This is a genomic window from Chryseobacterium sp. FR054 (assembly GCF_056844565.1).
On the sequence record NZ_JBXDSA010000002.1, the window covers coordinates 663597 to 678633 of the forward strand.

The following is a 15037-nucleotide window of genomic DNA, read 5'->3' on the forward strand; positions in this document are numbered from 1 at the left end:
AAATATATGAAAGGCGTAAAAAACTGAAATAAGTATTATTTTTATATACCTGTCTATTGATCTAATCTTTCAGAATATTTTGTTGCAGGAGGTATAACAATAGCGTCGTACTTTTGGATATAGCCAACGATAGAATGATTGAGCAGAATGTTACGCTTTATACTCAGTTCTTTTAGCATATTCAGATCTACAACGGTCCATTGGTCTGCAAAGGCATATTTCAGCAGTTCCTTATCTTCATCTTCTGTGAGGTCTTCCGTTTTTCCTGTTTTGTTATTGAAGATGTATCTGGGAAAACTGATTATAGAAAACGATTTCGACTGATTCACATTCGCCAGTTCATAGATCATATTGCCTACTTCCAGGCTGCCGCTGAAACTTGTTCCTCTGGCCGTATGAACAGCCCCCAGCTTAATCAATATTTTTACAGAATCCTGTTTTAAACTTTGACGGTGATAATATTGGGTGAAATTACGTTTCATATTGTCAACCCGAAACTGCCAGAAGCCCTGCGTGATCTGATGATTGATCATCAAAGACAGCTCGAATTCTTCTATCAAAGGGAGATTTATTTTATTTTTTGAGAGTGATAAAAAAGTTTTCAATTCATTGGAGCGAAGCAGATTATTCATCAGTTCAGGATTGAAATTATCTTTTCCTTTTTTATATTCAGATTCGGTGAGCGTATATATTTTTTCATATAAATCTGAAGAAACCTTTTCTTTATCTGAGTTCTTATAAAGTTCATCAATCAGAAAAAGATAAGAAGAATAGCTTTCAAAGTCTATTCCGGAAAGGTTGATATGATAGTTTTTCAATTGCCGGAGTGTTTTCTCTTCTTCTTTTGTTCTGAAGAATCCAAATGGTGGCATCCCGGTTTGAGATAAATATTTAAAATAATATGATTTTAAAGGAAAAGAATTTTCAGCTAACTCCGAAAGCTTTTTTGCTGACACCGGACCAATCTCAGTGAGATAATGATCATATCCGTTTTCTTTAAAAAAGGGCAGTAAAGAGCTTACCAATGTTTCAACAGAATGAATATCGTGCTGTTCTCCAATTAAAAAGAACTGAGATTCCTTAATTTTATTTTTTATGAATTCCGATCCTTTTCCGGTAAAATTTCCATCCTGATCCAACGTGAAATAAGAGGTAGATTCCTTGATAACAGTATGCTCCTGTTGTGAAAATACAGCAGCCCAAAAAACTAAAAAGTAAACTGTAATATATTTTTTCATTGTGCTTTTATGGATAACGTAACCAAATTTAAATTATTTCACTTCAATAACATGAAGTATCCGTTTTTATAGGAAACAGACCAACGAAAACAGAGTTTTTTCCATATTACATTCACTGTATTTCTTCATTTCAGGCCAATACTGTTATCCTCAAAAAAGTCTCATTCAAGATAGGTTTTTATCAGGCAGGTAAAATTAAGAAATGTTACAAAACCTAAAAGCAATTGTGTAAAAAGCAGCTTACTGCGCCACGGTACATTTGTCATTAATTATTCTTGATTGTATTATCCTAAATTTTAATAATATGTTACATAAATTATCTACGTTGCAAAAGCCGGCTGTTATTATTCCGCTGCTTAGTCTCTTTTTAGCGGCTTGCGGCGGTAAAGAACAGAAACCGGCTGCAGCTCCGGCAAACACTAAGCTGCCCGTTGATATCATCGTGGCACAGCAGGAAGCTCTGAATCTGAAAGAGTCACTCGTAGGAACAATAGAACCCTATCGGGAAGTCTCTATCGTTGGGGAGCTGGCACAGAAAATAACCAGAGTAGCCTTTAAAGACGGCAGCTATGTAAAGCAGGGTGCAGTACTCTACACCCTCAACGATGCAGAGATCACTTCCCGCCTGAGACAGGTGGCTGCACAGATAAAACTGGCAAAAATTACCCAGCAGCGTCTGGCCAATCTTTTGAAAACAGAAACCGTCAACCAGCAGGAATACGATGAAGCCCATATGCAGCTGAATACCCTGGAAGCCCAGCAGGATCTCTTACGTGCAGAACTGAGCAAAACAGTCATCAGGGCTCCTTTTTCAGGTAAAATAGGGATCACAAAACTGCAGACAGGCGCTTATGTTTCCCCGGGAACAACGCTCGTTACCCTGCAGGACCAGGGAAGCATTAAAATCAGCTTTTCCGTTCCCGAACAATACCTTCCATATGTACAAATGGGTAATACCATAAAATTCACCACCGTACTTTCGGATAAAGAATATACAGCTTCCATCATAGCCACCGAACCGGGACTGGAAGCCCAGGGAAGGAGCCTCTTGGTACAGGCTGTAACCTCCAATGACAATGGAATGTTGCGCGCAGGTCTTTCTGTAAAAGTACTGTTCGACACCGGAGAAAAAGGAGCGAAAGGCGTACAGCTGCCTTCAGAAGCTCTGGTACCCGGACAAAAAGGCTATAATGCATTTGTAATCAAAAAAGGAGTTGCCAAAACCGTTCCGGTCACTATTGGAAACCGTACCGAAACAAAAGTTACCATCACGTCCGGGATCAGTACAGGAGATAGTGTTATTGTCTCCAATATCCTGCGTTTAGGCGACGGAATGCCGGTAGCCCCGGTTCCGGTTAAATAATTCAATAAAATTTCAGCAAAAATGAGTATTTCAGATTTAAGTATAAAAAAACCTGTATTGGCAGGCGTATTCTCCCTGCTGATCGTTATTCTCGGCATTGTGGGATGGAAGCAGCTCGGGATCCGGGAATTTCCGCTTACCGAACCGCCGGTGATCTCTGTCATTACCTTTTATCCCGGGGCAAGTCCCGATGTTATCGCATCCAAGCTTACCCGGCCGATGGAAGAATCCATTGCAGAGGCAAGCGGTATCCGTACCATTTCTTCGGAGTCCAGGGAGCAGGTGAGCGTTATTTCAGTAGAATTTAACAGGGATATAGACCTGGAAGATGCCCTGAACGATGTAAGGGATAAAGTTTCCAAATCCAGGAAACAGCTTCCTGCCGATGTAGATCCGCCTATCGTTCAAAAAGCATCGTCAGCCGATAACCTCGTAGCCTTTCTGGAAGTAGAAAGCGATACCAAAGATATAAAAGAGGTAAGCCACCTCGCTTCTACCACCATCAAAGACAGGATGCAGTCCATCCCGGGAATCAACAATGTAGCCATCGTAGGTGAACATAAATATGCGATGCGCCTGCGCTTTGATCCTGTGAAGCTGGCGGCCTACAACCTTACCCCGGAAGATATCCGCAGGGCATTGCTCCGGGAGAATATAGACCTTCCCTCGGGCAGACTGGAAGGTAACCAGACCGAACTGAGTATCCGCACACTTGGAAGACTGACCACCGCCGAAGATTTTGAGCAGATGCTCATCAAGCAGGTGGGTAATACCGTTATTTATTTGAAAGATATAGGCTCAGCAGAGCTGGGCGAAGAAAACGAACGTACTGCCATCATCAATGAAACCGGGAACCTCAACCGTGTAGGTGTAGGGGTTGCCGTGCAGATACAGAGGGGTGCCAACGCTATACAGGTGGTAGATGAATTTTACAAGCGGCTGGAGCAGCTTCGTAAGGAAATTCCTTCAGATTACCGTCTTATTGTAGGATTTGACTTTACCAAATCGGTAAGAGAATCCATTAAGGAAGTAGAAGAAACCCTGTTTATTGCCTTTGGGCTTGTGGTACTCATCATCTTCCTGTTCCTGCGTGACTGGCGTTCTACCATTATTCCGGTAATAGCCATTCCCGTGTCCATTCTTTCAGCATTCTTCATTATGTATGTCGCCGGATTCTCCATTAATGTGCTTACCCTTTTAGGGCTGGTGCTTGCCATAGGTCTGGTGGTGGACGATGCCATTGTGGTACTCGAAAATATTTACAAAAAAATAGAAGATGGAATGTCTCCCGTACAGGCAGCCTTCAAAGGGACCAGGGAAATTTACTTTGCTGTAATATCTACCACCATTACACTGGCGGCGGTATTTCTGCCCATCGTGTTTATGGGGGGAATCAGCGGTCAGCTTTTCCTTGAATTTGCCATTGTGGTATCCGGTTCCGTACTGGTATCCGCCTTTGTAGCCCTGACACTCACCCCGATGCTGAGTGCCTATTTCCTTAAAAAGAAAGAAAAGCCAAGCTGGTTTTACAGGGTTTCGGAACCCTTTTTTGTATGGCTCAACAAAGGATATTTTAAAATACTGAAAGCCTTTATGAAAGTAAGATGGCTGGCCTGGGTTTTCCTGGCAGGAACTACTTTGCTCATCTATTTTGTAGGCAAGAGCCTGCCTTCCGAGCTGGCACCTGTTGAAGACCGATCCAATATGAACCTTATCGCCATTGCGCCGGAGGGGGTCTCCTTTGATTATATGAAAAAAAATATGATTGAAGTAGGTAAATACGTCAACGATAATACAGACGGCCTGTACCAGACCTATTCTATGGTAGCTATTTCTTTTATCCCTGCTCCGGCCCCTGTAAATGTTGCCGTGCAGAGTATCTATCTTAAAGAGCCTAAAGAAAGAAAAGCTTCTATTCAGGATCTGTACAACCAGTACGGTGCAGCTTCCGGACAGTTCCGGGGATTCCTGCTGTTTCCTTACCTGCCGCCTACCATTGGTACCCGTTATGGCGGCGGTATGCCGATCCAGTTTGTACTCCAGTCACCGGATCTGGAAAACCTGACTAAGGTATTGCCTGAATTTTTAGCCGCAGCCCGTCAAAGTAAAAAACTGATGTTCGTAGACTCGGATCTGAAAATAAACAAACCCGAAGTGAAAATAAACATAGACCGCAGAAAAGCAGCAATGATGGGAGTCTCTATGGAAGAAGTCGCCAGAACCCTGCAGCTTTCCTTATCAGGACAGCGCTATGGCTATTTCCTGCGCAACGACAGGCAGTATGAAGTCATCGGACAGCTGGAGCGAAAAATGAGAAATGATGCCAGTGACCTTAATTCCATCTATGTGCGTTCCGCAACAGGGCAAATGATTCCCCTGGGTAACCTTATTACCAAAGAAGAAGCGGTGAGTCCTGCAGCCATTTACAGATATGACCAGTACACTTCAGCTACCATTTCGGCAGCCACTGCTCCGGGAGTAAGCCTTGCAGAGGGTATAGAAGAGATAGAGCAGATCAAGAAAAAAGTTTTAGGCGACAACTTCAAAAGCTCGCTGGCCGGGCAGTCCAGAGACTATAAAGAAAGCCAGGGCAATATTATGTTTACCCTGATCCTTGCACTGGTGCTGATCTATATGATCCTTGCCGCCCAGTTTGAAAGTTTAAGAGATCCGCTTACCATAATGCTTACCGTACCTATGGCCGTAACAGGTGCTGTGCTCAGTCTTTCCTGGTTTGACCAGAGTCTGAATGTCTTCAGCCAGATCGGGATCATTACACTGGTGGGACTGATCACCAAAAACGGAATCCTGATCGTAGAATTTGCCAACCACCTGAAAGATCAGGGATTTTCAAAATTCGATGCTGCCTTACATGCCGCCGAGCAGCGTTTCCGTCCTATCCTGATGACTTCACTGGCAATGATATTCGGGGCATTGCCTATTGCGCTCACGGCCAACAGCCGACAGTCCTTAGGAATTGTAATCGCCGGAGGGCTGGTGTTTTCAGGGATATTAACCCTGTTCATTATTCCTGCCGTGTATTCCTATCTGTCCAGTAATAAACGCAGCAAGGAAGTGGTAGAAGAAGATTTTGTAAGTATTCATCCTAAAAACCATTGAAAATGAAAAATCTATTATTGATTATCAGTACCGGATTGCTGTTGATGGTGGGAAATGTCTCCCTTAAAGCGCAACAGACCACGCTTTCGCTTTCCGGGGCACTGGAAATGGCAAAGAACGGGAACAAGCAGTTACAGGCTCAGGCATTGGAAGAGATTTATACTGCAGAGCAGAGCAGGGAAATCCGTAATGGTTACCTGCCCAATATCTCTGCCGGAGCCTCCTATATCCGTTATTTCGACCGTCAGGTCATATTTATGCCGGGCTCTTTTGTGGGCAGTACCAATGCCGTAGAAGCTGTATCCGTAGGAGGAAAAAATGCGCTGAACGGATTTGTTTCCCTTTATCAACCCATCATCGATCCTTCCATACACCGCCAGTTAGGCGTGAACAAAATAAGTGAGGAAATTGAAAAAGAAAAAACCATAGACCTGCAGCGCAAGATCGCCTATAAGGTCGCCTCTCTTTACCTCAATATGCTGCTGATGAATGAGCAGACAGATCTTTTAGACCAAAGCTTTCAGCGTAATGTAAGGGCATTGAAAGATACCCGCTTATTGTTCCTCCAGGGAAAAGCGATAAAGGCAGATACTTTAAGCAATTTTATTGCCGTGGAAAATATCAGATCCGCAGTTTCCTACCTTAAAAATAACATCGAAGTATCAGAACTGGAACTGAAAAGACTGATCGGAATGGAAAAAGAGGAACGGATTGCACTGACCGACAAACTTGAATTTGATCTGGTCACAGAGCGATCAGCATTCAGCTCTCTGGATGAAGCACTTAAAATAGCTGCTGAAAACCGCAAAGACCTGAATATCCAGCAGCTCGTCATTAACCTCCAACAGAAAAAAACGGAAGCAACCCGTGCCGGACTGATGCCCAGATTATCGCTTATAGGTCAATACCAGATTCAGGCGCAGGAAGATGATTTCAGACTGGATACCTGGCCGAGAACCTCTTTTGTGGGGCTTCAGTTCTCCGTACCGATTTTTGACGGAAACCGTACCAAATCCCGTACAGCACAGGCTAAGATAAAAACAGACCAGGAGATCATACGCCTGAACGACCTTAAAGATGAGGTAAAAACCCAGCTGGCAGGTATCCTGAGCAAATGGGAAGAAGCCCTGAGACAGCTGGATATACAACAGACAACGGTAGCCTCTGCGGAACTGAGCCACCGGATGATGGAGGACCGTTTCAAGAACGGCAGAAGTTCCCGTCTGGAGCTTACCGATGCAGAACTGGCGCTGACACAGGCTAAAATCAGCTATCTGCAGGCTGTCTATAATCTTAAGGTACTGGATGTGGAGCTTAAAAACGCACTGGGTCTGCTTGAACTTTAATGTAATAAAAAACAATTATCCTTTCAACAAAAAAATAATTCAATGAATACAACGACAACACCTCCTGCTTTGTACAGCAAGCGCTGGGCGGCTCTTATATTACTCTGTACTGCGGAATTTCTGGTGATAATGGATACCTCCATCATTGGTGTCGCTTTATCAGCCATCAAAGCAGACCTTGGCTATACCCAATCCGGAATGCAATGGATCTTTAATGCCTATGTGATCCTGTTTGGAGGCTTTTTAATGCTGGGAGGCCGTTTGTCCGACCTCTTCGGGGCCCGCAAAATTTTTATGTGGGGATTCATTATCCTTACAGCAGCCTCACTGCTTGCCGGACTTGCCTGGTCAGATTCCGTGCTTAATACCGGGAGAGCATTACAGGGACTGGGTTCGGCTTTCATTGCGCCCTCATCACTGATGCTTGTCTTTACGATGTTTTCCGATCCCAAAGAGCTGAATAAGGCATTGGGATTTTGGGGAGCTTCTGCGGCGGCAGGCGGTTCTGCCGGAGTTTTTCTGGGAGGAGCCATTACAGAATGGCTTTCCTGGCACTGGATATTCCTGATCAATATTCCCATAGGGCTTTTGGTGCTGATGCGCAGCAAGCCCTTACTGATAAAAGGAATGACGCAAAAAGGAAAAGTAGATGTGGTAGGTGCCATACTGGCCACGGTTGCCCTGGTAATGATGGTATATGCCATTGTATCGGCTGAAATTGCAGGCTGGGTATCGTTTGAAACCATCAGTATGCTCCTTATTTCCATAGCATTGCTGGTTGCTTTCTATTTCAGCCAGAAGTATAAAAAACATCCGCTGATGCCACTGCACATTTTCAAAGTGTCGAATCTTTCCTATGGAAATATTGTAATGATCCTGCTGGCCGCAGCCTGGATTCCCTTATGGTTTTTCCTTAACCTGTATCTCCAGCAAACACTTCATTACTCGGCTTTCAACAGCGGGCTGGCACTTTTGCCTATGACCATTGCCATTATGCTGCTGATGGTAGGGGCTACGGGCAGGCTGGTCGCCCGGTTTGGCTTTAAATCGAATATGATAATGGGTCTGATAGCGCTGGCTGTTTCATTATTCCTGTTCAGCAGAGTTCCGGTGGACGGAACGTTTGTGGCAGATGTACTGCCTGCCTCTTTACTGGCTGCGGTGGGGATGTCGCTTACCTATATTCCGGGAACCATTGCGGCAACGGCCAGTGCGCCACCAGAGGAAATGGGATTAGCTTCAGGAATTGTAAACACCAGTTACCAGGTAGGATCTGCATTGGGCTTGGCTATTATTGTAGCCATTTCCGCTGCAAAAACAAATGCCATAAAAATGATTGGTGCTCCGGAAGCAACGGCACTGAACTCAGGCTTTCAGACGGCCTTCCTCGCTGCGGCTATTGTATGTGTGATTGCTGCCATTATTGCAGCTTTCGGAATTAAGGCTCCCAAGCCATAAAATCTTACAACTTAAACCGGCAATCCTGCAAAAAAGAAACCTGATAACCGATGTAATTTTATATCAGTAAAATATTTTAATACAATGAAGCAATTAACCATCAGCGTGCCCAATATGCAGAGTACACACTGCCAGAGCAGGGTAAACAACGCCGTACAAGAAATAGAAGGTGTACAAATAGACAATATAGCAGCAGGCCATCTTACTGTTTCCTTTACTTCGGAGAGCAGGGAAGAAGAAGTAATAGATGCGATAGAGAAAGCAGGCTATACTGTTTCGGCAGAGAAAGACAGCAATGCATCAGGTTACAATAGAGGCTGCTGCAATAATGATTAATCGTTATCCTTGTTGAAAACAGTGTTTCCGCATCAATAGAGTGATATGGTTTTGATGCGGCATTGTTTTCAGGGGATTAGTATTTACAAGAATAATAAAAGGCTGTATTACCGGATGGTTTTACAGCTTTTTTTGTTTTTATGCCGCGTGTAAATTTTTGGTGAGACCTGCTGAATTTTTATAACTTAGTTTTGCTGAACCGAACGGAGTGGTCTGATGAAACCAGGAAATAATATCACTTTTCTATTGTTTAAAAATCAAAAATGCATAAATAAGCTATTATAACTACACAAAAAACGAATTAAAAATGAGTATGTAACAAATTGATAATAAATGGGATTATACATTTATTTATTTTTACTTATGTGTATTTTAAACTTTCATATATTTGAGAGTTAGAGTTTCCATTTTAAAGAAAAACCACAACAATAAAACGAAAATTAATGAAGCGAATTATTATTTTTTTTCTATTTTTTTTGTCTTTGTGTTCAGAATTATTTGCACAAAATTTAACTGCAAAGCAATATATTGAAGATTTGGAATATTTAAAAACCGAACTTCCAAAAGGACATAAAAATCTTTTTGCCAAAATAACCGAAAAAGAGTTTTTTGATGAAATATCAGTAATTCAAAACAAAGCGGAGACTTTAAACAATGAAAAATTTATAATAGAACTTTTCAAACTCACTAAAAAAATAAATGATGAACACACAAGAATTGAACCACCTTTTCAATTAACTTTCCCTATTGAATTTGATTTTTTTAAAGAAGGAATTTTTGTTACTGAAACGGACTTTATCAGAAAAAATTTATTGTATAAAAAACTTAACAAAATTGAAAATGCAAAAACAAAAAATATACTTAATTCTGTCAGACAACTTATAAAAGATGATAACAGTTCATATTTTCAAATTTATTTTCAAAAATTCATAAATAATCCCGAAATTCTAAATGGGTTAAATATTACCGACAACGTTATAAAAGCCGAATATACAATAGGAAATCAAAAAACTGAAATTAATTCTGTGCCCATAAAAAGTTATCACCCAATTCAGTATAGCAAACTATTAAGAAACAGTAACAAAGACTTTTATTGGTTTCAGCCGATTGATAATGGAGAAATAATTTATTTTAACTATCAAAATTGCCAACTACAAATAGACAAACCTTTTGATGAATTCAATAATGAATTATTTGAATTTATCAACAAAAATAAACCAAAAAAAATAATAATTGATTTAAGAAAAAATAGTGGCGGAAATTCTGCAATTCTAAAACCATTTCTTGATAAACTGAAAGATAGTTATTTGAACAAGAAAGGAAACCTGTTTATATTAATTGGAAAACAAACTTTTTCATCTGCTTTGATGAATGCGGTTACATTAAAACGAGAATATAATTCAGTTTTATTGGGAGAGAAAACAAGTGGAAATATAAACCATTTTGGAGAAACAAGAGGTTTTAGGCTTCCAAATTCAAAAATTATTATAGGATATTCTACAAAATATTGGGAATTGTGGAAAGGTTATGAAGGTGCTTTAAATCCTGATTTCAAGGTTGATTATTCGGTAAAGAATTACAAAAAAAATATTGACGAAGCAATTGAATACGTAAAAAGTTGGAAATAAGAAAAAACGGCAGATAACATTGTATTGGCAAAATGCTGGTTAAGTGCAGACTTCAACTTTTCTGCTTTTTATTCCGCCGAATGTGGAACACATTCAGTTTCCTTCTTTAATTTAGTTTCCGTGGAAACACATCGGCTACGTTAATGCTAAATTGAACTTTTCGTCCAATTTATCCGCCACTTCGTTACCCGTTTCCTTTACTTCGGAGAGCAGGGAAGAAGAAGTAATAGATGCGATAGAGAAAGCAGGCTATACTGTTTCGGCAGAGAAAGACAGCAATGCATCAGGTTACAATAGAGGCTGCTGCAATAATGGTTAACCGTTAGCCTTGTTGAAAACAGTGTCTCCGCATCAATAGAGTGATATGGTTTTGATGCGGCATTGTTTTCAAGGGACTAGTATTTACAAGAATAATAAAAGGCTGTATTACCGGATGGTTTTACAGCTTTTTTTGTTTTTATTAAATAAGGTATGAATTTGGGATGATCAGTAAGTCTGTATTTTTGTGATTTAGTTTTATCGTCTTTTGTCTTGTTTACAAATACGAAAACTAAAAAAGCATTAATGCAAAACAAAAACAAATTAAAATAAATGTATAACCTTTTGATAATGAACAGAAACATTCATCTATACATTTTTACCTGTATATGTGCTAAAGTTTCATATATTTGAGATTTACACGAAAGCTTTTTCCAAACTTTATGCAAATGAAAAAAACGATTATCATTTTATCTTTATTTTTCAATTTCACTTTAAATGCTCAAGAAAATATAAGTAAATTGAATTATGCAAAAACTGAAATTTCAGTACCTGAAAATTGTGTTGCTAAATCTGAATACGAAATAATTGATTGTAATGGATTTTCTGCGCAATGGCTGTTCTTCGACGAGGAAATGATAAAGCAAAAAATTAACGAACAATTTCAAGCTCAAATCGAAGAAGAATTTGAATACAAAAAGAAGAAAAATATTGAATTTACTTCTCAAAATCAAAAATTTAAAGGAACTAAATATGAATTAAAAAACGGAACTTATAAAATTATTGGTTTTGGACGTATAAATGATATTCCTCTATTATTAAACTTAGGATTCCAAAAAGATCCCAAAAACGATAAAAGTTTAACGGAATTTGAAAGAAACTTTATTAACCTTCAATAAAGCCTTCGTGTAACAAGAGGTTTGCCCAGATAATAGGTGAACCTGCATAGTTTCAACCAATTTTACTTTGACAATATTGCTGATTATTTTCAAAGGATTAGTATTTACAAGAATAATAAAAAGCTGTACTACCGGATGGTTTTACAGTTTTTTTTGTTTGTAAGAAAAACCCGTAAACTTCACAAAACAAACAAGAAATAACATAATACCGGGCTGGAGCATATGCCGGAACTTTGACCCCAAAGTTTAAGCTTATGAAAACAACTGTTCAGTGGAAAAATGTTTACCTGCTGTTTATCGCGCAGGCTCTGTTCCAGACGGCCTCTATCCTGGTGATCACCTTATCGGGAGTAGCAGGTTTGGCAATGGCCCCGGATAAAAACCTTTCTACATTACCTATCGCAATGATTACGGTGGGTACGGCGGGGATGATGATTCCTGCTTCTGTGATCATCAAAAAAGTTGGTCAGCGTAAGGCGTTTATGCTGGGTACCCTGATAGGCGTGCTGGCCGGGCTGGTTTCCTGGTATGGTATTGTTCAGCATTCATTCTGGATATTTTCCATAGGCAATATGCTGGTAGGCGCTTATCAGGGATTTTCACAGTATTATCGCTTTGCCGCTGCTGATGCTGTTCCGGAGCAGGCTAAAAGCAAAGCTATTTCTTTCGTAATTGCAGGAGGCATTGTTGCTGCATTTGCCGGGCCCAATCTGGCTAAATTCACACAGCATATGGGAGCTGTACCTTATGCCTATTCCTATTTTTCTATCATTTTACTGAGCTTATTAGCGCTGGGTATTATATCCCTGCTGAAGTTAGGCAAAACAACATTATTTCAGGTAAACGATACTAAAGTAAAGGGAAGGGCTTTAAAGGAAATCATTAAAAATAAAGATGCCATCCTTGCGGTACTTGCTTCATCTACTGCGTTTGCCGTAATGGGTATGTCTATGACCGTTACACCCATTGCGATGTACGGTTTCGGGCATCCGTCAGAAAGCTCGGCAACGGTTATTCAATGGCACGTACTAGGGATGTTTCTGCCCTCGTTCTTTACCGGAATGCTCATTCAGAAATTCGGTGTTTACCGGATCATTATTTCGGGCTTGCTGATTATGCTGCTTTATATTGTTATAGCCCTTAGCGGGACGGGTACGGGCTACTTTGTGGCGGCATTGTTTGTGGTAGGCCTGGGCTGGAATTTCCTGTTTATCGGTGGCTCTTCTCTGCTTACTAAAGTTTACCGGCCTGAGGAGAAGGAGAAAACACAGGCTTTTCACGATTTTACGGTGTTTGCGGTCATCAGTATTGCCAGTTTCTTTGCAGGAAGTCTTTTCAACCACTGGGGCTGGAAAGGCGTGAATGTAGTGCTGATCCCGATGCTGATCATTACTTTGATCGTAGCTGTAAGAATTGTTTTGTATAAAGGCAGTTCTGTCAGATAATCTGTAAATATTGCAAATTAAATAAGTAAAAACGCAATACAGATAAGCTTCCGGCACCTGAAATTTGTATAAAATACGAAGGATAAATCAACGATTTAAAAATCCTATTACCGGTTGCGGCACCTCCGTAGCAATTTTATCCTTCCTGTAAAGCCTCCTCCGGTAGTAATAAAAATTATCATATTATGAATACAGAGCATCAACAAAGTCTCAGCAATGTATACACCTGTCCTATGCACCCGGAAGTGAGGGGGAGCAAAGGCGACAAATGCCCTAAATGTGGAATGACATTAATATCCGCAGGTGAAGACAGGGAGAGAACGGAAGTGAAAATAAGTACCGGATCACAGGAGATAGAAGCCGGTAAACCTGTCAATATGAGCATTGCTATTACCGAGCACGGCAGGAATGTAATGCTGGATGTAATACACGAAAAGAAAATACATCTGTTGACTGTAAACGAAGAACTGTCGTGGTTTGATCATATTCATCCCGAAGAACAGCCGGACGGGACCTATCATATTTCGGAAACCTTTCCCGCAGCAGGAAAGTACCTTTTATTTACCGATTATAAGCCGAGTGGGAATGCTCCGGAAGTTAACACACATTATATTGAGGTATCGGGTACTGTTACAGATATTCCACAACGGCTGGAAACAAAACTGGCATCAATAGTGAATGGCTACACGGTGTTTTTGCTAAATGGTGATGAACTCACCACTACGAATGTACAGGGACTTCAGTTTTCAATCGTAAAAGACTGCAGAATACTGCAGGCAAAAGATATGCAGCTTTACTTAGGTGCCAATGCGCACATTGTAATGATCAGTAAAGCCGATTATGATTTTCTTCATATCCATCCTGTATTTGACGATAATTTTCCCATTTATGCTGAAACGATCATCAAAAAAGCGGGACTATACCGGATGTGGGTTCAGTTTAAAATAGAGGATGTGATACATACGGCAGACTTTACGGTAACAGTTTCAGGTGGGGAGCAGGCAGAGACAAACCTTCGAGCCCATCATTAATAAGGATCAGAAAGGTAACAGTATAAAAAATGATAACCGGAATATTCACCAGTGTCATTAAACATATGGTGAACCGGCTCCAATAAAAAAAAATAAGCAATGAAAAAATATATATTTTCCGCAATCGCAGCAATGATTCTTTTGTATGCCAGCCCGGTATCTGCCCAGCAATGGAGCATAGGTGCCCGTGGAGGACTTGCGATACCTAACCTAACGGCAGGAAGTGGTTCGGCAGTCAATCCGCTGAACAAAGGGTACAGTTCACGACTGGGTGCAGGATTGGGTATTTTTGCAGAATACCATACCGGTAAGCTTTTTTCCATTCAGGCAATCCTGGAATATTCGCAGCAGGGTGGCAAGAAAGACGGGTTCCAGGCTTTTCCGTTTCCGGCGCAGATGGCTCCTCTGTTTGGTCCGCAGGCTCCTCCTTATTTATATGCGGATTTTAAAAGCACAGCTAAACTTGATTATCTGATGTTGCCGGTTTTAGCCAAATTCGGATGGGATCTTGGAGCTGAAAAGAAATGGCGGATCTATGCCGGTGCCGGACCATTCGTAGGGCTGCTGCTGAATGCAAAACAGGTTACTGAAGGTACTGGCCAGGTTTATCTTGATGAAGGAAAAACCAAACCCGTTCCTGCAAATCCCGCGAACCCTTCCGCAGGTATCCTGACCTTATCTTTTGATAATACAAAAGATATTAAAGATCAGCTTCGTTCATTCAATTTCGGATTGGCCGGTAATGTAGGGATCGGCTATAAAATAAAACGTAACATGATTTTCCTGGAAGGAGGTGGTAATTACGGTTTTATTAATATTCAGAAAGGATCTGCCAATGGAAAGAACAGATCCGGAGCAGCTACCGTTATGATCGGTTATGCTTACCGTCTGTAAAGAATAAATTATACAGGTTGA

12 protein-coding genes are annotated in these 15037 nt (G+C 40.9%); 11 read left to right on the forward strand and 1 reads right to left on the reverse strand.

Annotation, left to right across the window (positions count from 1 at the left end; all coding sequences use genetic code 11):
* Nucleotides 1-53: 53 nt before the first annotated feature.
* Nucleotides 54-1238, reverse strand: coding sequence for a hypothetical protein (locus AC106S_RS10370; RefSeq protein WP_482438997.1), 1185 nt, complete (start codon nt 1236-1238; stop codon nt 54-56).
* A gap of 304 nt (nt 1239-1542) precedes the next feature.
* Between AC106S_RS10370 and AC106S_RS10375 the strand changes: the two genes are divergently transcribed.
* From AC106S_RS10375 to AC106S_RS10425, 11 genes are all read left to right on the forward strand, one after another.
* Nucleotides 1543-2601: an efflux RND transporter periplasmic adaptor subunit gene (locus AC106S_RS10375; protein ID WP_482438998.1), complete on the forward strand. Its 1059-nt coding sequence runs from the start codon at nt 1543-1545 to the stop codon at nt 2599-2601.
* A 21-nt stretch (nt 2602-2622) separates the two neighbouring features.
* Nucleotides 2623-5721, forward strand: a complete 3099-nt coding sequence (locus AC106S_RS10380; RefSeq protein ID WP_482438999.1) for an efflux RND transporter permease subunit — start codon at nt 2623-2625, stop codon at nt 5719-5721.
* A 2-nt stretch (nt 5722-5723) separates the two neighbouring features.
* Nucleotides 5724-7067, forward strand: coding sequence for a TolC family protein (locus tag AC106S_RS10385; protein WP_482439000.1), 1344 nt, complete (start codon nt 5724-5726; stop codon nt 7065-7067).
* Nucleotides 7068-7109: 42 nt separating this feature from the next.
* Nucleotides 7110-8525: an MFS transporter gene (locus AC106S_RS10390; protein WP_482439001.1), complete on the forward strand. Its 1416-nt coding sequence runs from the start codon at nt 7110-7112 to the stop codon at nt 8523-8525.
* An 84-nt stretch (nt 8526-8609) separates the two neighbouring features.
* Complete coding sequence (locus tag AC106S_RS10395; protein WP_482439002.1) at nt 8610-8861, forward strand: heavy-metal-associated domain-containing protein; 252 nt, start codon at nt 8610-8612, stop codon at nt 8859-8861.
* Nucleotides 8862-9304: 443 nt separating this feature from the next.
* The gene (locus AC106S_RS10400) at nt 9305-10489 is read left to right on the forward strand and encodes a S41 family peptidase (RefSeq protein ID WP_482439003.1); all 1185 of its coding nucleotides are present in this window, start codon (nt 9305-9307) and stop codon (nt 10487-10489) included.
* Nucleotides 10490-10640: 151 nt separating this feature from the next.
* Nucleotides 10641-10808, forward strand: coding sequence for a hypothetical protein (locus AC106S_RS10405; RefSeq protein ID WP_482439004.1), 168 nt, complete (start codon nt 10641-10643; stop codon nt 10806-10808).
* 388 nt (nt 10809-11196) lie between these two features.
* A complete protein-coding gene (locus AC106S_RS10410; RefSeq protein WP_482439005.1) occupies nt 11197-11646 on the forward strand; it encodes a hypothetical protein in 450 nt (149 codons plus the stop codon).
* Between the two features lie 254 nt (nt 11647-11900).
* Nucleotides 11901-13091 carry an MFS transporter gene (locus AC106S_RS10415; RefSeq protein ID WP_482439006.1) on the forward strand — a complete coding sequence of 397 codons (1191 nt, stop codon included), beginning with the start codon at nt 11901-11903 and terminating at the stop codon, nt 13089-13091.
* A 185-nt stretch (nt 13092-13276) separates the two neighbouring features.
* Nucleotides 13277-14122 (forward strand): heavy metal-binding domain-containing protein, encoded by an 846-nt coding sequence (locus tag AC106S_RS10420; protein WP_482439007.1) that lies wholly within the window; start codon nt 13277-13279, stop codon nt 14120-14122.
* Between the two features lie 99 nt (nt 14123-14221).
* Nucleotides 14222-15016, forward strand: a complete 795-nt coding sequence (locus AC106S_RS10425; protein WP_482439008.1) for a porin family protein — start codon at nt 14222-14224, stop codon at nt 15014-15016.
* The last annotated feature ends 21 nt before the right edge of the window (nt 15017-15037 follow it).

Coding starts and splice junctions, on each gene's coding strand:
- AC106S_RS10370 (WP_482438997.1), bottom strand. CDS start 1,238: ATGAAAAAATATATTACAGTTTACTTTTTAGTTTTTTGGGCTGCTGTA.
- AC106S_RS10375 (WP_482438998.1), top strand. CDS start 1,543: ATGTTACATAAATTATCTACGTTGCAAAAGCCGGCTGTTATTATTCCG.
- AC106S_RS10380 (WP_482438999.1), top strand. CDS start 2,623: ATGAGTATTTCAGATTTAAGTATAAAAAAACCTGTATTGGCAGGCGTA.
- AC106S_RS10385 (WP_482439000.1), top strand. CDS start 5,724: ATGAAAAATCTATTATTGATTATCAGTACCGGATTGCTGTTGATGGTG.
- AC106S_RS10390 (WP_482439001.1), top strand. CDS start 7,110: ATGAATACAACGACAACACCTCCTGCTTTGTACAGCAAGCGCTGGGCG.
- AC106S_RS10395 (WP_482439002.1), top strand. CDS start 8,610: ATGAAGCAATTAACCATCAGCGTGCCCAATATGCAGAGTACACACTGC.
- AC106S_RS10400 (WP_482439003.1), top strand. CDS start 9,305: ATGAAGCGAATTATTATTTTTTTTCTATTTTTTTTGTCTTTGTGTTCA.
- AC106S_RS10410 (WP_482439005.1), top strand. CDS start 11,197: ATGAAAAAAACGATTATCATTTTATCTTTATTTTTCAATTTCACTTTA.
- AC106S_RS10415 (WP_482439006.1), top strand. CDS start 11,901: ATGAAAACAACTGTTCAGTGGAAAAATGTTTACCTGCTGTTTATCGCG.
- AC106S_RS10420 (WP_482439007.1), top strand. CDS start 13,277: ATGAATACAGAGCATCAACAAAGTCTCAGCAATGTATACACCTGTCCT.
- AC106S_RS10425 (WP_482439008.1), top strand. CDS start 14,222: ATGAAAAAATATATATTTTCCGCAATCGCAGCAATGATTCTTTTGTAT.